Below are 22,721 nucleotides of genomic sequence, written 5' to 3' on the forward strand. Positions count from 1 at the left end.
TACGAGGCAGATCTCTGGTTTCAAGTTGCTCAACCTCAAACTAGTAACCTCTTTTTAGTGAAAACAATCCATGCCAATAGGCGAACCATCTGGAATTTTCGGTGAAGGCAGGACTTTAAAATTCTCCGGTTTCTCATAGAATTGGTCAATTCTTCGAACCATTTCAGCAGCTTCAGCCTTTTTACCGCTCGTTAAAATTGATGTTTTCAACTCTTTTAATTTTTGGTTCGCAATCGCATTGACCTGTGGATGAACATTATCATGTGCCGCCAAATTCATCATATGAAATAGGACTCTAAAGTTGATATTAGTCTGGACTTCGCCCAAATATGAATCCTTTTGCTGTTTTTTAATAGTGTTATCGACAACTTCATCCAAAACTTCCTCCAAACCTAAATTCTTCGGATCCAAAGCTTTTTGTTGAATCAAACGTGACGCCCGTTCAGGATGCAACAAAAAACCTAAAGTCATATCAGCTGCCGTTTCAGGAGCTGAAAGCGCATCGAACGAAACCCCAGTTTTACCTTTTATTGACTCTCGTGTTTTACTATACCCAAAAGCCCTAGGAGGAAACAAGGAAAGTTTTTCTTTGGGAATAGCAATCACGGAAGCATCCAGCGTTTTTAAAATGCTATGTAGCGCCTGCTGCTGTGCTTTTTTGTCAACGGTCTCTACTACGATTTGTCCATCTCCTTTTATAGCGTAATTGTATTCCAATCCTCCGATTACTTTGGCAACGCCCTCGGTCTGATAACGATGGAAAAAATATAGTGGTACAAAAACATCTTCCAATACCGTGTTCGGTTCTCCCCTTCTGATATTATCAATAGAAAAATTGGAGATGGCCGTCCCACGGACCTTAAGCATAGCATCGAGTTCTTCGCTGATATTTTCTCCGTTATCCCACAAATGGGCCAAGAAATGGGCACTTCCACCTGGGCGGGCATCTTGGTCTGTTATATATCGAAGTCCGTCTTCCTGGGCCTTCAATAAAATCTTGTCTAAACTTTCCTCTTCATTAGTTCCCTCTGGAAAATCGGTATAGGAATACGCAACGGTCACTTTGTCCCAATCCCCAATTCCCGTGTCATAGGCATTAGAAAAATCAATTTCGCCATTATTGACTGAAAATTGCGGATGCGGATAGTCCATGACCGAAGCCCTATCATTGGTGCTGGCCGCGTAATTATGGGCAAAACCGAGCGTATGCCCTATTTCATGGGCTGAAAGTTGGCGGATGCGTGCGATTGCTAGATCCAACATGGGTTGGTAATTATCATCGCGCTCGGCGAAAGGTTTGTTCATCAAGGCTTGCGCAATCATATAATCTTGACGAATACGAAGACTTCCCAAGCTTACATGACCTTTAATGATTTCTCCCGTTCTTGGATCCGTTATACTGCTACCATAACTCCAGCCCCTAGTGGAACGATGTACCCATTGTACAACATTATATCGTGCATCCAAGGGGTCGGCATCATCAGGTAGCATTTTAATCTTAAAAGCATCTTTATAACCTGCGGCCTCAAAAGCTTGGTTCCACCATTTTCCACCATCCAAAAGTGCGGAACGCACCGGTTCCGGAGTTCCATTGTCCAAATAATAAACGATCGGCTCCACGGCTTCGCTTACTTCGGCATTGGGGTCTTTCTTTTCCAAACGATGCCGGGTAATAAACCGTTTTAGAATAGGTTCTTGTACAGGTGTGGAATAATCGTAGTATGTAAACGGGTACGAGCCACTTCGCGGGTCGAACTCCCGTTTTTCATAACCATCATCTGGCAGTTCGATGAAGGAATGATGCTGTGCTACGGTTACCAATTCCGGGTCCGGGGACACCGAGCGGATCCAGGCACCTTTTGCATCTCCTTTAAAGGTAAGGGTCACATCGAACTCCGTATTCTTTGGAAAGGACTTTGTTCGGTCCAATGCCATGGCACTTTTATCCTTATCGATACTATAGGTGCCTTGTTCCGCTCTTTTCAAACGTTGGGATATGCCATGGGCATCACGCATTAAAAAATCGGTAATGTCAATGATATATTTTCCATCTTTTTCTTCCTCTATTTTAAATCCCCCGATAATGGATTTAGCAAAGGCCTGCTCTACCGATTTCTTCTCCAAAGCATTTTCGGTCAAAGCTCTAAATCTAAGGTTCGGCTGAACAAGTAAGAGCTTTCCTCCTGCTTTTTTAAAAAACACAACTTGCTCATTTCCAAGCTGCCCTCTATCTAAACCTATGTCGTTACTTCCGATACCACTACTCAGGGAATAGACATATAGAAATTCCTTATTTAAATCATTGACTTCCAAATAGACCTTGTCGTTTTTGTCATCGTATTGAAAATTGAAGAGTCCGTTGAATTTTTGAAAATCTTTGCTTTTTTCCGTGAATTGTGCCGACAAATTAGAAATAGCGAAAATGAGCGTAAGAATAAAGAGAGAATAGTGTTTCATGATTGGAATTTATTGAATTTCTAAATTTATGTAAAATTGATTGCACTACCATAGTTAAGTCTTATTTTTGACCAAAACTTGATCGAATGACAATTACCACGGACCACTACAAAGGTCTTATAGATCGCCTTGGTGCGTTAAGGAGGTATCTTTGACGTTGATGCGAAACTTATCGAGATAGAGAACGAGCAAGAAAAAACGCTTGCTCCCGATTTCTGGGACAATCCACAGGAAGCCCAGGCACAAATGAAATTCATCCAATCCAAAAAACAATGGGTGGATGATTTTAATGTTGCCAAAACTTTGGCCGCAGACCTTGAGGTTTTATTGGAATTCCTGCAAGAAGGCGAGGTCAAAGAAGAAGAAGTCGAGGCCCAGTACGAAAAAGCGATCGGTCAAATCGAAAAGCTCGAATTCAAGAACATGCTTTCCGAGGAGGGCGATGAACTCCCCGCTGTCTTACAGATTACGGCAGGTGCAGGCGGTACCGAGAGTTGTGATTGGGCGGAAATGCTCATGCGCATGTACATAATGTGGAGCGAGAAGAACGGTTACAAGGTCAAGGAACTCAACTATCAAGAAGGCGATGTTGCAGGAATCAAGACGGTAACGCTCGAAATCGATGGCGAATATGCCTTCGGCTGGCTAAAAAGCGAGAACGGGGTACATCGGTTGGTACGTATTTCTCCTTTTGACAGTAATGCCAAGCGACATACTTCATTTGCTTCGGTATATGTGTACCCGCTGGTCGATGATAGTATAGAGGTTGATGTGAATCCCACAGACATTACCATTACCACGGCACGTTCTAGCGGGGCGGGTGGACAGAACGTTAATAAAGTAGAGACCAAGGTCCAGTTGGTACACCACCCGACGGGAATACAGATCTCATGTTCCGATTCGCGAAGTCAACATGACAATAGGGCCACGGCCATGAAAATGCTAAAATCACAATTGTACGAAATCGAACTGCGCAAAAAGCTGGAGGCGCGGGAAGAAATTGAATCTTCGAAGAAAAAAATCGAATGGGGGTCGCAAATCCGTAACTATACCATGCAACCTTATAAACTCATAAAAGATGTCCGCACCGGGGAGGAAACCGGTAATGTCGATGCCGTTATGGACGGTGATATTGATGCATTTCTGAAAGCGTACCTTATGATGATGGGCCAAAAGGAGGAGGAGTGAGCAGTGTTCAGTAGAAAGTAGAAAGTTAGGATTTGCTGGGCGAAGGGCGATGCCGATTCATCAAAAAACGAGATTTGAGATATCGTGCTTCGTGCACCATGCATCAAGCGCAAAACAGTATTAAAATGATTAGAATTTACCACAATCCCAGATGTAGAAAATCCCGAGAAGGGTTGGCAATTCTTGAAAAATCGGGAAAAGAATTTAAAGTCGTTGAATATTTGAAAGATATTCCAACGAAAAATGAGCTAAAAGACATTTTGACAAAACTAGGGATTACCGCAGAACAGTTGCTACGTAAAAACGAGTCGGTTTGGAAGGAACGCTATAAAGGACAAAACCTCTCGGAAGACAAAATTATAGAGGCAATGATAGAAAATCCGAAGCTCATCGAGCGGCCTATTGTTATTAACGGAGATAAGGCCATGATCGGAAGACCTCCATCGGCTATCGGTGGCATTTTATAAAAGGCATATTTGTTGTATTATCAATTAACAAAGTTTTAACCAAAGCCGGTTAAACCATCATCTAATTTAGTAGTCTTTAAAAACGATATATTATGAAAACCAACCTAAAGCATTTCATCGCATTGTTCGCACTATTCTTAATAGGATCCGAATTACAGGCCCAATACGGTAGCCCGTATGGAGGTAGAGGTTACGGATATGGAAGCGGTTATGGTTATGGCTACGGTAGACAGAGAAGTGGTATCCCACAAATTCAAGATACTCCGAAAGAGGCCGAGCCTATGACCGCCGAGCAAATTGTCGATGCGGAGATGCCCAGATTTACCGAAGTTCTTGAACTGAACGAATTCGAGTCTGCGGTGCTTGGGAGTATCTTAAAAAAGTACGTGCAGAAACGGATCGAGATGCAAATTCTTCAACTTGAGAAAGAGCAAATGCTTGCCGGCATGGAACGTATTACGAAAGAGCAGGATGAAGAACTTAAAGCGGGCCTTCCTTTGGAAAAATATGAGGGTTTTGTAGAACTACAAAAAAACGGACTTCAAAAGGCCGAAAAAGAGAAGAAAAAAGAAAAAAGAAAAAGAAAAAGAAGAAAATAAAAGACTAATATGAAGAAACTACTCCCGATTGCCCTAATTCTATTTTCATTTTTAACAAATGCCCAACGACCTGAAGGAAATAGGCCAGATCTCATCAAAATTTCGGGAACAGTTTTAGACAACGAAACAAATCAACCTCTTGAATATGCGACTTTGGTACTGCAAAGCGTTCGAAATCCGGAGCGTGTAACTGGAGGAATTACGGATGCAAACGGTAAGTTTGAAGTGGAGACCGCACCCGGCCGATACAATGTCAGTATAGAATATATTTCTTTTCTACCGTTCAGCCTTGCAGAACAACAATACCTAACCTCTACCGACCTCGGAACTATCAAACTCAAGTTAGATGTCGAACAATTGGCAGAGGTAGAAGTCGTTGGCGAGAAAACCTCCGTAGAGGTACGGTTGGATAAAAAAATATACAATATCGGTAAAGACCTGACCAATAGCGGTGCCACAATAAGTGATGCCCTCGATAATATTCCATCGGTTACGGTAGATGTTGATGGTGCGATAGCACTTAGAGGCAATGGAAATGTTAGAATACTTATTAACGGTAGGCCTTCTGCCCTTGCAGGATTCGGTTCAACCGACGCCCTACGTCAATTGCCCGCCGACGCCATTGAAAAGGTAGAGGTGATTACAAGTCCTTCTGCACGTTATGATGCCGAAGGTACTGCCGGTATTTTGAATATTGTCTTGAAGAAAGAGAAAACCAGAGGATTCAATGGTACGATAAATACAACCGTCGGATACCCCGATGCACTCTCGATAACACCGAACCTGAACCTTCGCACTGATAAATTCAATGTTTTTACCACTATCGGCTATCGATACCGCAAGGGACCTGGAAATGCACTTTTCGATAACACATATTTTAATGGTGCCTTTGATAGAATTATAGAAGAGCGCGACATTGACAGAAGTAATAGTGGCTTCAATGCGAATTTGGGCATTGAATATTTCTTAACGGAAACTTCATCGTTAACGGCTAGTGCCTTTGGACGTTTGAACGACGGAGAGGATGTTACCGAAAACAATACGACCCGTTTCATAGCCGCAGATATCGATAGTAGAACCTTGCGGCGAGAAGTTGAAGTTGAAGATGAGCAGAGTTATCAGTTATCGTTAAACTATAATAATGATTTTAATACTGAAGGTCATAAGCTAACCGCAGATTTTCAATACTCCTATGACGAAGAAATAAAACCGACCACGATAATCGAGAACAACACGTTTCCGAACAACGAGGCTGTGGCCAGTGAGAATATCAATGAAATTGAAGAGCAGAACGAGGTACTATTCCAGGTCGATTATGTTTTGCCCATGGGTGAAGCACAATTTGAGGCCGGTTATCGTGGTAATTTTGAAGAAAGCGACACGGATTTCGCCTTAGAAGAACTTAATCTTGCAACGGACCAGTTCGAACCCAATTTAGGCCTGACCAATCGTTTTGTTTTTAACCAAAATGTAAATGCGCTTTATAGTCAATATGGAAACAAATTCGGAGACTTCTCTTTTCTTTTGGGTCTGAGATTAGAAAATACACAATTAAAGGGAAAAGTAACCGGTATTGACGTTGCATCGTTACAGGAGATTCTAGGCACGGAAATAGATCTTGATTTTGACAAAAATTATTTGGGTCTTTTCCCGACGATCAATGTTACTTACGAACTAGCTGAAAATGAGAACCTGACCTTAGGGTATAACAGGCGCATAAATCGACCTAGGGGATTTTTCATCAACCCCTTCCCCTCTCGATCTAGTAGAACGAATGTATTTCAGGGCAATCCTGATTTAGACCCGGCTTTTGCCAACGCGTATGACTTGGGCTATTTGAAAAGGTGGAAAAAGTTGACTTTGACCTCTTCGGTGTATTACCAAAAAGAAACCAATTCCTTTGAAAGAATTCAAGAAGAAACTGGCGAACTTACCTCAGATGGTATAGCCATCATACGTTCATTGCCTATAAATTTATCGACAAATGAACGTATCGGGGCCGAAATGGGAGTACTTTACAATCCTTTTAAGTGGTGGAGAATTAACGGTAGCTTCAACTTTTTTCAGTTCAATTCAGAGGGTTTGTTTAATGGTGTTGATTTTGGGGCCAAAAATACAAGTTGGTTTTCGCGCTTTAGTTCAAAAGTTACGCTTCCTGGCAAAATCGACTGGCAGACAAACGCTTTTTATCGTGGTCCGACGCAAAATGCCCAAACGAGAAACGAAGGTATTTTCTCCCTGAATCTGGCATTCAGCAAAGACATTTTGAAAGACAAAGGTACTATCGCCTTTAACGTTAGTGATTTGTTGAACTCAAGAAAGCGAATGTCGTATACCGAAACTCCCTTTTTACATCCGATAGCGAGTTTCAGTGGCGGGTAAGGCAATTCAATCTTTCTTTTGTATATCGAATCAATCAGAAAAAACAAAACAATCGAAATCGACAAAGACAAGATGATGGTGGCGGTGATGAAGAGTTTGGAAGTTGAGTATAGAAAATGATATAAAACTAAAAAGGAAGCCGATCGGCTTCCTTTTTTTATTGTTCTAAACGTTTGGCACGTTTGGCCTCTCGTTTCTCTTTCCAGATTTCCAATAAATTTCCACCTAACCAATACGGAACCACGAAAAGCAACAAGAATATCATCAGCCAAAAACCGATGGTCAAAATGGTCAAAAACGCTAAAAATCCTAAATATTGGTCGAATTCAAACATATCAGTGAAAATTTAATGGTACAAAGATACTTGGAAATGAACAAATAGTACAAATCAAAATCAAAAAAAATAGGATTTGATTATTTGCCGGATAAAACTACCCTAAATTACATTTTCGTTTCAAGGAAATATTTCAACAAACCGTTACCTTTGATAGACACAAAATTTTCTACCAATGAGTTATAGAATCGAAAAGGATACCATGGGCGAAGTTCAGGTGCCCAGCGATAAATACTGGGGTGCGCAAACTGAGCGTTCGCGAAATAATTTTAAAATAGGACCTTCGGCCTCAATGCCCCTGGACATTGTTTACGGCTTCGCCTATCTTAAAAAAGCCGTTGCCTACACCAATCATGAATTGGGTGTACTGGATAAACAAAAAAGGGATTTAATTGCCCAAGTCTGCGATGAAATTTTGGAAGGGAAACATGACAGTCAATTTCCTCTGGTCATTTGGCAGACCGGATCTGGTACCCAGAGCAACATGAATGTAAATGAAGTGATTGCCAATCGTGCCCACGAAATTGCTGGAAAAAAGATTGGCGAAGGCGAAAAAACGATTCGGCCGAACGATGATGTGAACAAATCACAGTCTTCGAACGATACCTTTCCAACGGGAATGCATATTGCGGCCTATAAAAAAATTGTAGAAACAACCATTCCGGGAGTAAAACAACTTAGGGACACCCTTCATAAAAAATCGAAAGAATTTTCAAGCGTCGTCAAAATCGGGCGTACCCATTTGATGGATGCCACCCCCTAACCTTGGGGCAAGAATTTTCAGGCTATGTATCGCAATTAGATCATGGGCTACGTGCCCTAGAGAACACGCTGGATCATATAAGCGAATTGGCACTTGGCGGTACCGCCGTTGGTACCGGCCTGAATACTCCAAAAGGGTATGATGTCTTGGTCGCCAAATACATTGCCAATTTCACCGGACTGCCCTTTAGGACTGCGGATAATAAATTTGAAGCCTTGGCGGCGCACGACGCCATCGTAGAAAGTCATGGTGCCTTGAAACAGTTGGCCGTTTCTTTGAATAAAATCGCAAACGATATTCGCATGATGGCCTCCGGACCCCGTTCAGGAATCGGTGAAATCATTATTCCAGCAAACGAACCCGGTAGCTCCATTATGCCGGGGAAGGTCAACCCAACGCAATGTGAAGCACTGACCATGGTATGCGCGCAAGTAATGGGCAACGATGTGGCGATTTCGGTGGGGGGCACACAAGGACATTACGAACTCAACGTCTTTAAACCAATGATGGCCGCCAACATATTGCAGTCGGCCCAGCTACTGGGGGATGCATGTGTTAGTTTTGACGTAAACTGTGCCGTGGGTATTGAACCGAATCATGAGATTATCAAAGAATTATTGAACAATTCATTGATGTTGGTTACCGCGCTGAATACGAAAATCGGGTACTATAAAGCCGCGGAAATTGCCAATACCGCCCATAAAAATGGTACGACCCTCAAAGAAGAAGCGGTCAGACTGGGCTATGTAAACGCAGAGGACTATGACAAATGGGTGCGCCCACAAGACATGGTGGGGGAATTAAAATAATTTTGAAGTCTTCTTCAATTAAAGTCAACTACCTTGGGGCAAGCTCGCGAGGCACCAAAATGAAATAAACTTCACCATTTCGAATCAAGCCCGCCTGAACGGCACGGGCAGGCTTCGGGGTATTAAACCCACTGGTGGGAATAAAAAAGGGCCGCTTCTTTCGAGACGGCCCTTTTTATGCTAATGGATAGTGTCTCTTACTTTAATGTGAACTTAGACGTTCCTAATAACTTTAGTTTGTCATCATAAACGTTAACCATGTAGTTTCCTTTCTGGAAGTCACCGGCAGGCTTGTTGATGTAATCACATACATCCAACGACTTGTTCTCATAGTAGAAGTTTGTTCCTTTACTGTAGGTAACAGAAGACCCTTCTTCGCTGGTTTTAGAATAACTCTCTCCCATAACATTACCTTGGGGATCAAGAACTTCGACGTAGAACTCACGGTCACCGGCTTGGGCAATTACGTTGTCGGCAACTGTAAAGCAAACTTTGAATTTGTCCGTTCTACCGGCTCTAGAGGTAGAGACCAATTTACCGCTACTTCTTTCCTTTACCGCATCAACAGTGAATTTAGAAAGGTTCAAAGCCGAACCTTTTTCAACCACATCGGCCAATTGTGTATTCTGTACGACCAAAGAATCGTTGAAAACAGTTTGTTTTTCCAACTCAACGTAGGTGCTGTCACGCTGCATGGCGATCATCGTGTTCGAACGGGTCAGCGAATCAACTTGCTTCAATAATTGCTCTCTTTCGGCCTTAAGCACACCTACTTGTCTTCTATATCTCGACAATGATGCGATATCACCTTTCATATTCTTAACGGAATCGATATATTTTGCAATATTATCACGTGCGGATACCAATTCTTCGTTTGTAGCGTTGCTTTCCAAAATAGCTTTGTCGTATTCAGACTTAAGGCTATTAAGATCTTCAACGACCAACTGCTTCTCTTGGGTAAGCACTTTTTCGTTCTTCTGTTTTTCTTGGTAAAGACTAACAGTGTAGATGATCGTAGCGATAAGAACTACACCAAGTAGACCTGCCAATACTTTTAATCCATTGTTATTTTTTGTTTCAGTCATAATGTAAAAAATTTAGTAACTTTTTAGTTGTTCTGTTTAAGTAACAGAGTTTGTTTGTATCGTTCTATATACGGTTCAATATTCAAATTGGATTTTTTGGATGAAAAAAAATATAAATCCTAATACTTTCTTTTTACGATGCGTTAACTTCGTATAACCTGAAACCCATTTTAGATTAATGTCATTAAGAGTAATTCCGTTTGCGCCTGAGTATGCCGATAGGTTCAGGGATTTAAACAAAGTTTGGCTCGAAGAATATTTTTATGTCGAACCCAAGGATATCGTTCTGTTGGAAGATTGCGAGAATACAATAATCAATAAAGGAGGATATATCTTTTTTGCCGAATATGAAGGAAGCATTGTAGGTTGCTTTTCTCTCATAAAACTGAAAGAAAGCATTTTTGAATTGGGAAAAATGGCCGTGGACAAAAAATATCAGGGACTAAAAATCGGACAGCAGCTTTTATCGTTCGCTATAGATTGGGCGAAAAAGAATAATTGGAATAAAATTATTCTTTATTCTAACACCAAGCTTGATAAAGCCCTTTACGTCTACAGAAAATATGGTTTCAAGGAAGTGGAGTTGGAAAAAAATCTTCCATACGCTCGAAGTGATATTAAGATGGAATTAGAAATAAATAAATTATGAAAAGAATATTTGTTTCAGTCCTTATGGTAAGCTTGGCTGCGGTTAGTTGTAAGGAAAACAATAAAAAAGAAAAAGAAACAGTGGTGACCGAAGTGGTTACCGAGGATAATACAACAATTTCAGAACTAAAACTCATCCCCGTTGAACATGCCACAGCTGTTTTGGAGTGGAACGGCGTAACTATTTACGTAGACCCGGTCGGCGGAGCTGAGGCGTTTGACGGCAAAAACTCGCCAGACCTGATTCTAATAACAGATATACATGGCGACCATTTTAACCTAGAAACTTTGGAGGCCTTAGATACCGAAAAAGCGAAAATCATGATGCCCCAAGCGGTTGCCGATAAAATGCCAGAAGCTTTTACCCCACAAATCGATGTGCTGAACAATGGCGACTCAAAAGAACGCTACGGAATTACGGTCGAGGCCATTCCGATGTACAATTTGCGTGAAGAAGCCCTGAAATTCCATGAAAAAGGGCGTGGAAATGGATACGTCTTAAACATGGGCAGCGAACGTATTTATTTTTCAGGGGATACTGAAGATATACCTGAGATGCGGGCTTTGCAAAATATAGACAAAGCTTTTATCTGTATGAACCTTCCCTATACGATGACGCCAGAAAGTGCCGCCGATGCTGTATTGGAATTTAAACCAAAAAAAGTATATCCGTATCACTATCGTGGAAATCCTGACGTGAGCGATGTCGAAAAGTTTAAAAAAATCGTGAATGCCGGGGATTCCAATATCGAAGTAATTCAATTGGATTGGTATCCGAAGGATGAATTTTGATTAATCGAAGACATCTAAAGCCCACTCGGCTAAGTTATTGTTGATTTTTAACGAATCAACTTTTTATACTTAATTCGCTTTGGCATGATATCGGCTCCCAATCGTTTCTTTCTATTCTCTTCATAATCGGAAAAAGAACCTTCAAAGAAATACACCTCTGAATTACCTTCAAAAGCTAAAATGTGGGTACAGATTCGATCTAAGAACCAACGGTCGTGCGAGATGACGACGGCACATCCTGCAAAATTTTCTAGCCCCTCTTCGAGGGCACGTAAAGTGTTGACATCCAAATCGTTGGTAGGCTCATCTAAAAGCAATATGTTGCCTTCTTCTTTTAAGGTCATGGCCAAATGCAGCCGGTTTCTTTCTCCTCCTGAAAGCATGTTGACCTTTTTATTTTGTTCGCTCCCAGAAAAATTAAAACGGCTCAGATAGGCACGGGAGTTCACTTGCCGGCCACCCATCATGATGAGTTCTTGTTCGCCACTGAAATTCTGCCAAATCGTTTTTTCAGGGTCTATATTGGAGTGGCTTTGATCTACGTATGCTATTTTAGCCGAGTCACCTACAATAAATTCTCCCAAATCAGGAGTCTCATCGCCCATAATCATTCGGAATATGGTCGTTTTACCAGCGCCATTCGGACCAATGATACCGACAATACCGGCCTGTGGTAATTTGAAATTTAAATCTTCATAGAGCAATTTATCCCCAAAAGCCTTACTGACCCCTTTGGCCTCGATGACATTGGTACCCAATCGGGGACCATTGGGAATATATATTTCCAGTTTTTCGTCCAATTGCTTTTGGTCTTGGCTCATCAACTTATCATAGTTGTTTAAACGCGCCTTTTGTTTGGTCTGGCGTCCTTTGGCTCCTTGGCGGACCCATTCCAACTCTCGCTCCAAGGTTTTTTGACGTTTTGAAGCTGTTTTGCTCTCTTGTGCCAACCGTTTTGATTTCTGATCTAGCCAACTTGAGTAGTTGCCTTTCCATGGTATGCCCTCGCCCCTATCCAGTTCCAAAATCCATCCGGCGACGTTATCCAAAAAATAGCGGTCGTGGGTCACGGCGATGACAGTGCCTTTGTAGCTTGCCAAATGATGCTCGAGCCAATGTACCGATTCGGCGTCCAAATGGTTGGTCGGTTCGTCAAGCAATAAAATTTCAGGTTCTTGTAATAATAATCTACACAGTGCCACTCGCCTTCTTTCACCACCTGAAAGTACGCTTATCTTTTTTATCACCTTCAGGAGTTCGTAGTGCATCCATGGCGATTTCAAGCTTAGTGTCAAGTTCCCAAGCATTCGAGGCATCGATTTTATCCTGAAGTTCCGCCTGCTTGTCCATCAGTTTTTGCATCTTGTCAGCGTCCTCATAGACTTCGGGCAAACCGAACATGTCATTGATCTTGTTGTATTCATCAAGAATGGCCACCGTTTCTGAAACACCCTCGCGCACTACGTCCAGAACCGTCTTCGATCCGTCCAATTGCGGTTCTTGTTCCAAGTATCCTACTTTATATCCAGGAGAAAACACCACATCGCCCTGATAATTTTTATCAACTCCTGCAATTATTTTAAGTAACGTGGATTTACCTGATCCGTTGAGACCAAGAATCCCGATTTTTGCCCCGTAGAAGAAGCTCAGGTAAATATTCTTAAGTACCGGAGTATTCGCGTTTTTATAGGTTTTCGTGACCCCGGACATGGAGAAGATCACTTTCTTATCGTCACTCATTTTTTTAGAGGTTTGTTAGAAAAAGTAAGGTTTATTATTTTTGGTTCAATCTCATCCCTTTTGAATTGACCCTTGAACTTGCGCTTGAACTTGAACTTTCTAAACCCTTCCCTTAAGGGCATTGAAAACCCAAGCAATGGCAAAAAAACCGATTCCGACGGAAGCGAATCCCCATCCAGCAACATCGTCATAGCGAAAAGCACCCAATGCTATAAGCCCGACACCCACGGCGATCATAATAAAAGTAGCCCAAGCGAGTACCGTATTTTTGTTCATTCCCATAGTATGTATGTTTGGTTTTTTGGTAACTCCAAATATCGTAAATTTTGGGGGAACCATTATCTTAAAAAATCAAAGTTTAAGATTCAAAAGGGAAAGAAATTCCTGTTTTGGCGCGCACAGCATCCATAATTGCAATCAGGTCAAGACTGTTCTGATGACTCCACAATGTACTTTGGATTTTCCCGTTTTTGAGACACTGGTGTACTTCCGCAATTTCATGGGAGTAGCCTTTACCGATCTTGGGCACCTCAAAATATTCCGTTTCTCCATCTTTTTCGACTGAATACTTTTGGGATTCATGCCATCTCGGATGTATTAAGATAGCACCCTCGTCTCCAGAAATTTTAGCCACCATCTCAGAATATGCATTCAGTCCACTATAGAGTAAAGCTTGGGCATTAGGATAATCAAACAGCATGGAAGTCTGAATCTCCGCCCCAGTTGTATGGAACTTTGAACTGGCTTGGATTCTTTGTGGTTTTCCGAGCATGAGGTACGATAGAAAAATGGGATAAATACCAATATCCAAAAGGGATCCTCCCGCCAAATCAGGATTCAACAAGCGGCCTTTTTCATCCCTATCCATGGCATAAAAGGCAAAATCGGCGTGTAGGTACTTAAGGTTTCCTATTTGTCCTTCATCCACTAGCCTTTTAACCTTTCGAATCGTAGGGTTGAACCGGCTCCACATGGCCTCCATAAGAAATACGTTATTTTCCTTGGCTGCCGACACCATACGTTTGACCTCATTCGAATTGATTCCCAAGGGTTTTTCACAAAGCACATTTTTTCCCTTTTTCATTGCTTTTATGGCCCATTCCGCGTGTCCCGTATGAGGTGTGGCAATATAAATGACATCCACTTTGTCCGATTCGAACAATTCTTCATAACTCCCAAAAATTTCGTCAGTCCCATACTCTTTGGCAAAGGCCTCTGCCCTGGGCTTATTTCTAGAGGCTACGGCAACCAAAACGCCATTATCCACTAATTTTAAATCTTTTGCAAAACTATGTGCTATTTTTCCCGGACCTAAGATGCCCCATCGAATTTTGTCGGCCATACAGCGTTTGAATTTTCCCAAATGTAATCAATTTTACTCCTTATCTTTATCGCAATAACGAAACCGGAGCCTCGATGGACATCAAATTTAATAAGAACGAAGACCACAACAAATTACTAGTATCCGAATTGAGAAAACGTCTAGCTCAAGTGAAATTGGGTGGCGGAAAATCCCGAATCGAAAAACAACATGCACAAGGCAAATTGACCGCTCGGGAACGTATCGCTTATCTCTTGGACGCCAAAAAAGACAGTATTGAAATCGGTGCCCTAGTCGGTGAGGGAATGTACGAAGAACACGGTGGATGCCCTTCGGGCGGTGTCGTTGTCAAAATGGGTTACGTTTCTGGAAAGCAGTGTATCGTAGTGGCCAATGATGCTACGGTCAAGGCCGGAGCTTGGTTTCCGATTACCGCAAAGAAAAATCTACGGGCACAGGAAATTTCAATAGAAAACCGGTTGCCCATTATTTATTTAGTCGATTCGGCAGGGGTGTATCTGCCCATGCAAGATGAAATATTTCCTGACAAAGAACATTTCGGGCGTATTTTTAGAAACAATGCGATCATGAGCGGTATGGGAATTACCCAGATTGCAGCCGTTATGGGAAGTTGTGTTGCCGGAGGGGCCTATTTGCCGATCATGAGCGACGAGGCATTGATTGTCGATAAAACGGGAAGTATTTTTCTGGCGGGAAGCTATCTTGTTAAAGCGGCTATTGGCGAAAACATAGACAATGAAACTTTGGGAGGAGCGACTACCCACTGCGAAATCAGCGGTGTAACCGACTATAAGGCAAAAGACGATAAAGATGCGCTGGACACTATAAAGAATATTGTTGGAAAAATCGGGGATTTTGAAAAAGCTGGCTATAATCGAACGAAGGCCGTCAAGCCAAAAGAAAATCCTGAGGATATTTTTGGCATTGTTCCCGCATCAAGAACCGATCAGTACGATATGTTGGAAATCATCAATCGGCTAGTCGACGAATCCGATTTCGAGGAATACAAAAAAGGCTACGGAAAGACCATTCTCACCGGGTACGCACGTATCGATGGTTGGGCCGTGGGTATTGTTGCGAACCAAAGAAAAGTGGTAAAAACGACCAAAGGCGAAATGCAGTTCGGCGGTGTGATCTATTCGGACTCTGCGGATAAGGCCACCCGTTTTATTGCGAATTGCAACCAAAAGAAGATTCCCCTTGTTTTTCTTCAGGACGTCACCGGTTTTATGGTTGGAAGCAAAAGTGAACACGGCGGCATCATTAAAGATGGTGCAAAAATGGTCAACGCCGTAAGTAATTCAATAGTGCCGAAATTCACCGTTGTCATCGGAAATAGTTATGGTGCGGGTAATTATGCCATGTGTGGCAAGGCCTACGACCCAAGACTGATCGTTGCATGGCCGAGTGCCGAACTTGCCGTAATGAGTGGAAATTCAGCCGCGAAAGTATTATTGCAGATTGAAAAGTCTTCCCTAAAAAAGAAAGGGGAAACGATTACCGAGAAAAAAGAGGCCGAGCTTTTTGACAAGATCAAGGCACGGTACGATAATCAAATATCACCGTATTACGCTGCCTCAAGACTTTGGACGGATGCCGTAATAGACCCTATAGATACGCGTAAATGGATTTCAATGGGTATAGAGGCCGCGAATCATGCACCGATTGAAAAACCTTTTAATATGGGGGTTTTGCAGGTTTAAGTTTAGAAATTCGAAATCTCCGAAGAGCTATTTTGAAGCGGTCATGGGGTTTCCCGATAACTTGAACAACTGCTGGTTTACATTTTTAAGATGAAGCTTGAACAGTTTGACCACACTACGTTGGGAAGGCATCCCGTAGTCGAAAAAGATAGTCGCTTTCATATAGAATGGATTCAAGGTCTTTGAGCCTTTGTAGTTCACATTGATCAACCAATCCCCTTTCATATAATCGTCGATAAAATATTCCTTGCTATAAACCAGTTGGGCTTTGTCATTTTCTTCTTTGCCCTCAAAACTGTTCCACTTGAAAAAGCGGTTTCGAGGGTTCACGAACTGTACGTCAAAATTGGCATCGGGGTCGTTCCAGTCCAATACGATACGTGTTCCTTGGTTTGTCCCTGTCTCGATTTCAATGATATCTTCCGATTCAGGAAGGATTTCCTTCCCCTTCTTTGCACTAAATTGGTGAATTCGGTGACTATGATCGAATGGGGGCCTTCGGAACTTGCTTTCAAATAGTCTTGGTTCAACAGGTAGTTGTATCTGGAATAAAGTCCGGCCGCCTTTTGATATTCCGCCGAAGCCATATAATTTCTTGCCAGATCCAAATACGATTGTGCATGGTTCGGGCGTAGCTTAAAAATTTTCTTGTAAACGACTTCCGCCCGTTTCAGTTCCCCTGATTTTTCATAGGCATAGGCCAGAGCCGTCAAATTAGTCACATCATTCTCAAAAACTTTGGTATTATCAGCGACAATCTCGTCACTGTAATCCTCATTTTTCCAATTTTCCTTGAAATAAAGATATGCGTCGACGAAAAAATGGGGAGAACCTGAGAACTTGGTGGCATACGATTCAAAAGTCCGCTTGGCATCCTCAAATGATTTACTATTATAAAGATCCTTTAAATAAGTAGGCCAATTGCGTTCAGCTTGTTCTTGGCTGATGGCATTATTTTTATAGACATTGTCCCTGACTTGCAGGTTATCCACTGGCTCCTTTCCATTTTTGGGTGAATAATTACCTACAATGGTATTGATAACAATAACTCCGCCAGCTGCAATAGCCCCATACTTGGCAGTTGCCGCCAATCCCGGAAGTACAGCTATTCTGCGTATGTTGCTTACGGCAATGTGACGGGGGACTTCGATATCCAATATTCCATCGACCTCATAGATAGCCTCTCTTGGATTAAGTAAAGAACCCCCACCCCTTATATAAATCACAGCATTTTGGTCAAGTGGCGATACTATCTTTCTTGGATCGCCCCTTGGACTGATTTTAACCCCCGGAGCCCTTCCGTTTATGGCCTGTAAAATGTTCACAGCGTATTCGCTAAAATCTCCTTCATCCAAAACATGCATGGAATAACCTGCGGTTGCCTTATCCAAGATACCGAAACCTGTTTTGATAAGGTTTGGGTTGGTATTGTAGTCAATAAAAAGTTCTTCTTGGGTTTTTCTGAGTTTTTTACTTTCAGTTACCGTGACATTATCGAGAGCGGTAACCTTCGTCTCCATCGATACGTTGATTCCAAAGGTAGTCTCCAATACTTTTCGGGTAACCGTCTCCATCTCCAAAAAATTGAAAACCACGACATCCCCTAATTCGGCTTGAATCTGATAACGGCCTTTTTCATCCGTTTTTGTCGCTATATCCTTTCCTTCTACCTTGACATCTACATTCTCCAGGGAGTTCCATTGTTGAATACAAAACCTGAGATGTTACTCGCATTTATACTTCTAAAATCTTGATTTTGAGTTATTCGCACATCATCTTCGGTACCCGCAATGGCATCATCTTTTTCGTAGATGGTCGTGTTGAGCTCAAAAGTCATTGCATCGTTTCTGAAACGCTTCCATTCGTCTTGGCTGGCATACCTGCGGTACGAAGTTCCAGGATCGTCGGAGGCCGATAATGTAAGTCCGATGCTTTTGCCATATACTTCCAATAGTTCCAACCCTATGGTAAAATCGTCGTCGACATAAATCTCATAGGGGGTCAAGTCAAACGTTACCTTCCCCTGCTTCTTTTTCAAGGTGAAGATTATATTCCTTTTCGATAACTTGACTTCGGGATACGGTGTGTCACCCCGGTACACGTTGACCCGGAGCAATAAACTGTCGGAAACATTTTTCAATACATGAAAATAAAACTCGTTCAGTTGCCTAGGCCTTCGATTGACCCTTATTTTGGTCGCCATCTCGGCCCCAAGGGAAGTTATGCCCCGCCAATATCCTATTTTTTTGCTGCGTTCATAGTAGTAGCCCACCTTCTTTTGACGTATGCTTTCGGAACCCTGTGAGAGGACTATCTCGTTCAATTGGTACACCTCGGGCCGCATTAATATCACGTCTCCATCGGTGAAAGAAAAATTCAGGTCCCCGATGGCTTTCTTAATGGTCTGGTAACCTACCGAGGATATCTGAAGCGTATCGGTCAACGAAATTCTGTTGCGGTTTATGGGTAGGGCAAATCTGCCGTCCTCATCCGTGACCGTGCCCACACCTTTGTTAAGCACCCCGATGTTCACATAGGGAAGTGGATTGTTCGTCTCGATATCCTTTACCGTGCCATTATATTGTAGTTGCGCTGATACATAACCAGAACAAAAAAAGGAAAAAAAAAAAGGAAGGTTCGCAGCACTTTCATATAGGATGAAAAATATCGTAACACTTTATTTGAAGATACATAATTTTCACAAATACCACATTCTTAAGACAATGAGAAGCGAAATCATTATTTTCCACCTACGGACATTATAGTAACCAAAGTCAACAGTTCACGATTTATGTTCTTCTCGGTCAGCGGCATTACAATCATTGTCTTACTTTGAGTTGGAAGCCCATAATCGTAGTAAACCGTTGCCTTGATATAGGTAGGGTTATACCCCTTGTTGCCAAAATATTTGATGTTTATTTTCCAAACACCGGGAAGGCTCCTGTCTATTAAGAATTGTTCACAGGTGTATCCTTTTACCTTTTCGTCTTTGAGCTGTTGCGGTTCGTTTTCGAGGGTATGGCTCCATACAAAATACTGGTTCTCAGGATTTACAAATTGCAAATCGAACTCCGCCTCGCTATTGTTCCATTCGAAAAGTACACGGGTACCGCCCACATCGGCATCGGAGATATCACTGTTCGAAATCGCAAGCTCCTTTCCTTTTCTGGCAAGTAGGTTCGTTGATTCGGTTTCCAAAATGCCATCGATACCATCCAACACTATGGAAATCGTGTCCATCTTGCGTAATTGCTGATATCGGGCGTGTATGCCCAATGCCTTTTTGTACTCGCCATTTTCCGCATACATATTTGCAAGATCTCGATAAGATTGTGCATAACGGGAGCGTTTTTTGAATATTTCCATATAAACGTCCAATGCTTCCCTTAATTTTCTACGTTCTTCAAGGGTATATGCCAAAGCCTTTAAAGCATTGGGGTCATTTGAAAAAACGTTTTTCATTTCATTCAGTATCTCCGTTGATTTTGTCTCGTTTTTCCATTTCTCCAAAAAAACATTGGACGCCTCAATAAAAAAATAAGCGGAACTACCATATACTTTTTTCTGCTCTTGATAGGCGGTTTGGGCAGCTCCATAATCAGCGACATCTGAAATGGCAAGGATATATTTTGGTGGCTTTCTTTTAAGTTTACTGGCACCGACACGCTCGTTGTAAATGTTATTTCGAAGTTTGGCCTGGTCATACGGTTTATTGGTACCTTCTTCACGTACGACATTGGATCCTTTAGTGTTGATAACCACAACACCCCCCGCCGCAATCTGACCATATCTAGTTACACCTGCCAACCCAGGAATGGTGGCCACACGATCAACGGTCTGAATATCCAAAAAATCGGGAACGGACTCGAAAATCACGCCATCGACTTCAAAAATTACAGGTCTAGGATTGTTTGCCGAACCCCTGCCACGCATATATAACGCCCTTGAAGAACCTCCATTTGGCCCATCAGAAGTTCCAATAGTTAGTCCTGGAAGTTTACCTTGTAAGGCGGCAATGATATCAATGGCACTCGGATTTAATTCTGTCCCATCCACAAAATTCATGGAATAGCCCGCATTTTCTGCATCGACAAAGCCATAGGCCGTTCTGATTATGGTCTTCTTGGTCGCATAATTCATAGCCATTCCCTGCTGACCTTTAGGTCCTTCTTGCTGCACAATAATCTCATCAAGTTCTTCGACACGAGGTTTCATATTGATGTTCAAAATACGGGTAACATCCTCAACAATAACTTCTTGGGTATGCATACCAACATAACTGAAAACGAGCACATCACGTGGACGTGCCTCGATTTCATATTTTCCATTGGCATCGGTTTGTATTCCTTCCGAACTTCCTTTGATGGCAATATTGACATTGGCCAGAGGATAGCCCATATCGGAGACGACACCCCTAATTTTATTCACGTTGTCTTGGGAAACTGCAAAAAGAGTACTGAATAGCAAGAAAAAAGTGATGAATACCTTCATGAAAACAATTTGGGCTAAATTATTACAAATAAAGGGTTTGTTACCATAATTGGCCCAATCTTAACCTGAAAAACCGTTTTGAACTCTTCAAATCAATTTTTAGTTCGAAATGACGCTCGTAGAATTCTTAATCTTAAAAAGTTCTTGGTTCACATTTCTCAACCCTAGTTTAAAGATTTTGGTTTCCTTGCGCTGGGAGGCACCACCATAGTTATAATACATTGTGGCCTTTAGGTATGTCGGGGTCAACTTTTTATTGCCCAAATACTTTGCGTTCACTTGCCATGTGCCAGGTAATGATTCATCTATCAGAAATTCTTCACAAGAATATCCAAGAAGTTTTTCATCGCTAATACGATCCGCATCGACAATCAATGCATGTTTTATGGTATAATATCGGTTTTCAGGGTTTACGAACTGTAATTCGAACTCCGCCTCACTATCGTTCCATTCAAAGACCAAACGGGTACCATTGAAGTCTTCTTTCAGAACGGACTTTTTGACTTCATTCTTGGAAAGTATGTCCCTTCCGTGCAAAGCGATAAGGTTATTGAACTCACGATCTATGATTTTACCAAATGCCATGGTATCTTTCTTCAAGAAATCATGGGTTACCAAGTAATCATATCGCGCGTACAAGGAAGCTGCCCGTTTGGTATCCCCAAGTTCCCGATAACTGTTGGCAAGATCCATATAAGATTGTGCGTAGTTAGGCCGCTGTATGAAGATTTCCTTATAAAGTTCATTGGCTTTTTCAAAATCCCTATAGCCCTGGTGCACATAGGCAAGTGATTTAAGTGCGACGGGGTTTTCGTTAAAGTTCAAGAGCGCATCCTGCACTATTTTATTCTCCAAGGCCTCATCGCTCCAATTTTCCTTAAAATAGGTCAACGCATCAACATAATAGCCATAACTGGCCCCATACCTTGGTGCGTAGAAGTCATATACCTTTTTTGCCTCTTCTAATGACGTACTCCCGTTTAATTCTTCAAGATAGACGGGGTTACTGCTTGTACGTTCATTTGCGCTCAAAGCATCTCCCATGTACTTGTTGTTTCGGAGCCTTGCTTTGTCCGCTATTTCTTTAGATTTTGGATAAGAACTACCCACATTCGTGTTTATAATTACAACACCGCCAGAAGCAATTGCCCCATACTTGGTCGTTGCGGCGAAGCTTGATAATACAGCAACCCTTTTCATGTTACCTGGTATTATCCATATCGGCGCATCAGTAAGTATTTGACCATCTATATCGTAAATAGCGGATTGATCATTGAAGAGCGAACTTGCGCCCCGCACAGTTATGACCCCGCCATTAATGCAATCTCCGTTGACGCCAACCCCGGGAAATTCATTTCGAATTACATCCAGAATACAAAGGTTAACACTGCTTATATATTCTTCGGATAAAATGCGAATCTGGTACGCGGCGGTTTCCGGGTCGATGATTCCATAAGCCGTTTTGATTAGGTTCGGGTTCGAATTGTATTCCAGTTCCAATTCTTGCTGCGATTTTCGCTTACTTTTTGTAACGACCACTTCATCCAACTCCTCAATATCCGGGTACATTTCAATATTCAAAATACGGGTGACATCTTCGACCAAAATGTCAATGGACTCCATACCATTGTACGAATAATTAATGATTTTTCCCTTTTCGGCGCGTATGCGATATCGGCCTTGATCATCGGAAAATACTTGGGTGTTACTTCCTTCTACCGATATTTTTACATTTTCCATAGCGGTACGACCATCGGTGACCATACCAGAGACAATCTTTGATTTCTCTTGTGATACAACAAGATTCAGGGTCAGGAACAAAACAAAAACAATTTTTTTCATCTGTATATTTTTAATTGTTATTAATAGGTCAGATGTAATTCGCCATTAAACATCTCAGTTGGTAATAAGAATTTAAGAT

General features: G+C 42.0%; 17 protein-coding genes and 2 pseudogenes. 8 read left to right on the forward strand and 11 right to left on the reverse strand.

Annotated elements, in window-relative coordinates:
- Positions 1-54: 54 nt before the first annotated feature.
- Complete coding sequence (locus N8A86_RS20505) at positions 55-2,457, reverse strand: zinc-dependent metalloprotease (RefSeq protein WP_273567067.1); 2,403 nt, start codon at positions 2,455-2,457, stop codon at positions 55-57.
- Positions 2,458-2,543: 86 nt separating this feature from the next.
- On the opposite strand from N8A86_RS20505, the gene prfB reads away from it, so the two are divergent.
- The 4 genes from prfB (at position 2,544) to N8A86_RS20525 (ending at position 7,093) form a co-directional block, all read left to right on the forward strand.
- Positions 2,544-3,645 (forward strand): peptide chain release factor 2 gene (gene prfB, locus N8A86_RS20510; protein WP_273567068.1). Its coding sequence is split into 2 segments (ribosomal slippage): positions 2,544-2,609 and positions 2,611-3,645, totalling 1,101 coding nucleotides; the frame shifts between segments, so codons are not numbered across the junction.
- Positions 3,646-3,770: 125 nt separating this feature from the next.
- Positions 3,771-4,112 carry an arsenate reductase (glutaredoxin) gene (gene arsC, locus N8A86_RS20515; protein ID WP_273567069.1) on the forward strand — a complete coding sequence of 114 codons (342 nt, stop codon included), beginning with the start codon at positions 3,771-3,773 and terminating at the stop codon, positions 4,110-4,112.
- A gap of 92 nt (positions 4,113-4,204) precedes the next feature.
- On the forward strand, positions 4,205-4,711 hold the full coding sequence (locus N8A86_RS20520; RefSeq protein ID WP_273567070.1) for a hypothetical protein: 507 nt from the start codon (positions 4,205-4,207) through the stop codon (positions 4,709-4,711).
- A gap of 9 nt (positions 4,712-4,720) precedes the next feature.
- The gene (locus N8A86_RS20525; RefSeq protein ID WP_337251687.1) at positions 4,721-7,093 is read left to right on the forward strand and encodes a TonB-dependent receptor; all 2,373 of its coding nucleotides are present in this window, start codon (positions 4,721-4,723) and stop codon (positions 7,091-7,093) included.
- Positions 7,094-7,250: 157 nt separating this feature from the next.
- Here the strand turns inward: N8A86_RS20525 and N8A86_RS20530 are convergent, their stop codons facing one another.
- Complete coding sequence (locus N8A86_RS20530; protein WP_273567071.1) at positions 7,251-7,427, reverse strand: hypothetical protein; 177 nt, start codon at positions 7,425-7,427, stop codon at positions 7,251-7,253.
- Between the two features lie 175 nt (positions 7,428-7,602).
- Between N8A86_RS20530 and fumC the strand changes: the two are divergent.
- A pseudogene (gene fumC / locus N8A86_RS20535) lies at positions 7,603-8,999 on the forward strand (class II fumarate hydratase).
- 197 nt (positions 9,000-9,196) lie between these two features.
- Here fumC and N8A86_RS20540 read toward each other — a convergent pair.
- The gene (locus N8A86_RS20540; protein WP_273567072.1) at positions 9,197-10,084 is read right to left on the reverse strand and encodes a hypothetical protein; all 888 of its coding nucleotides are present in this window, start codon (positions 10,082-10,084) and stop codon (positions 9,197-9,199) included.
- A gap of 178 nt (positions 10,085-10,262) precedes the next feature.
- On the opposite strand from N8A86_RS20540, the gene N8A86_RS20545 reads away from it, so the two are divergent.
- Together N8A86_RS20545 and N8A86_RS20550 are read left to right on the forward strand one after the other, a co-directional pair.
- Positions 10,263-10,733, forward strand: coding sequence for a GNAT family N-acetyltransferase (locus tag N8A86_RS20545; RefSeq protein ID WP_273567073.1), 471 nt, complete (start codon positions 10,263-10,265; stop codon positions 10,731-10,733).
- Positions 10,730-11,524 carry an MBL fold metallo-hydrolase gene (locus tag N8A86_RS20550; protein WP_273567074.1) on the forward strand — a complete coding sequence of 265 codons (795 nt, stop codon included), beginning with the start codon at positions 10,730-10,732 and terminating at the stop codon, positions 11,522-11,524. Before N8A86_RS20545 ends, N8A86_RS20550 begins: the two co-directional genes overlap by 4 nt.
- A 47-nt stretch (positions 11,525-11,571) precedes the next feature.
- Here N8A86_RS20550 and ettA read toward each other — a convergent pair.
- From ettA to N8A86_RS20565, 3 genes and pseudogenes are all read right to left on the reverse strand, one after another.
- Positions 11,572-13,264: pseudogene (ettA, locus tag N8A86_RS20555) on the reverse strand (energy-dependent translational throttle protein EttA).
- Positions 13,265-13,363: 99 nt separating this feature from the next.
- Positions 13,364-13,546 (reverse strand): CAL67264 family membrane protein, encoded by a 183-nt coding sequence (locus N8A86_RS20560; protein WP_273567075.1) that lies wholly within the window; start codon positions 13,544-13,546, stop codon positions 13,364-13,366.
- A 76-nt stretch (positions 13,547-13,622) separates the two neighbouring features.
- Positions 13,623-14,606: a Gfo/Idh/MocA family protein gene (locus N8A86_RS20565; RefSeq protein ID WP_273567076.1), complete on the reverse strand. Its 984-nt coding sequence runs from the start codon at positions 14,604-14,606 to the stop codon at positions 13,623-13,625.
- 74 nt (positions 14,607-14,680) lie between these two features.
- On the opposite strand from N8A86_RS20565, the gene N8A86_RS20570 reads away from it, so the two are divergent.
- Entirely contained in the window at positions 14,681-16,309 is a 1,629-nt protein-coding gene (locus tag N8A86_RS20570; RefSeq protein ID WP_273567077.1) for an acyl-CoA carboxylase subunit beta, read from the forward strand.
- Between the two features lie 27 nt (positions 16,310-16,336).
- Here N8A86_RS20570 and N8A86_RS20575 read toward each other — a convergent pair whose 3' ends face one another.
- The 5 genes from N8A86_RS20575 to N8A86_RS20595 all read right to left on the reverse strand — a co-directional run bounded on the left by N8A86_RS20575 (position 16,337) and on the right by N8A86_RS20595 (position 22,642).
- Positions 16,337-16,681, reverse strand: coding sequence for a DUF2135 domain-containing protein (locus tag N8A86_RS20575; protein ID WP_273567078.1), 345 nt, complete (start codon positions 16,679-16,681; stop codon positions 16,337-16,339).
- Positions 16,636-17,883 carry a tetratricopeptide repeat protein gene (locus tag N8A86_RS20580; RefSeq protein ID WP_273567079.1) on the reverse strand — a complete coding sequence of 416 codons (1,248 nt, stop codon included), beginning with the start codon at positions 17,881-17,883 and terminating at the stop codon, positions 16,636-16,638. Before N8A86_RS20580 ends, N8A86_RS20575 begins: the two co-directional genes overlap by 46 nt.
- A 104-nt stretch (positions 17,884-17,987) precedes the next feature.
- A complete protein-coding gene (locus N8A86_RS20585; protein WP_337251821.1) occupies positions 17,988-18,977 on the reverse strand; it encodes a carboxypeptidase-like regulatory domain-containing protein in 990 nt (329 codons plus the stop codon).
- A 71-nt stretch (positions 18,978-19,048) separates the two neighbouring features.
- On the reverse strand, positions 19,049-20,800 hold the full coding sequence (locus N8A86_RS20590; RefSeq protein ID WP_273567080.1) for a DUF2135 domain-containing protein: 1,752 nt from the start codon (positions 20,798-20,800) through the stop codon (positions 19,049-19,051).
- Between the two features lie 99 nt (positions 20,801-20,899).
- Entirely contained in the window at positions 20,900-22,642 is a 1,743-nt protein-coding gene (locus N8A86_RS20595) for a DUF2135 domain-containing protein (protein WP_273567081.1), read from the reverse strand.
- Between the last annotated feature and the right edge of the window lie 79 nt (positions 22,643-22,721).

It is taken from the genome of Maribacter halichondriae (assembly GCF_027474825.1).
In the GTDB taxonomy this organism is placed as follows: domain Bacteria; phylum Bacteroidota; class Bacteroidia; order Flavobacteriales; family Flavobacteriaceae; genus Meishania; species Meishania halichondriae.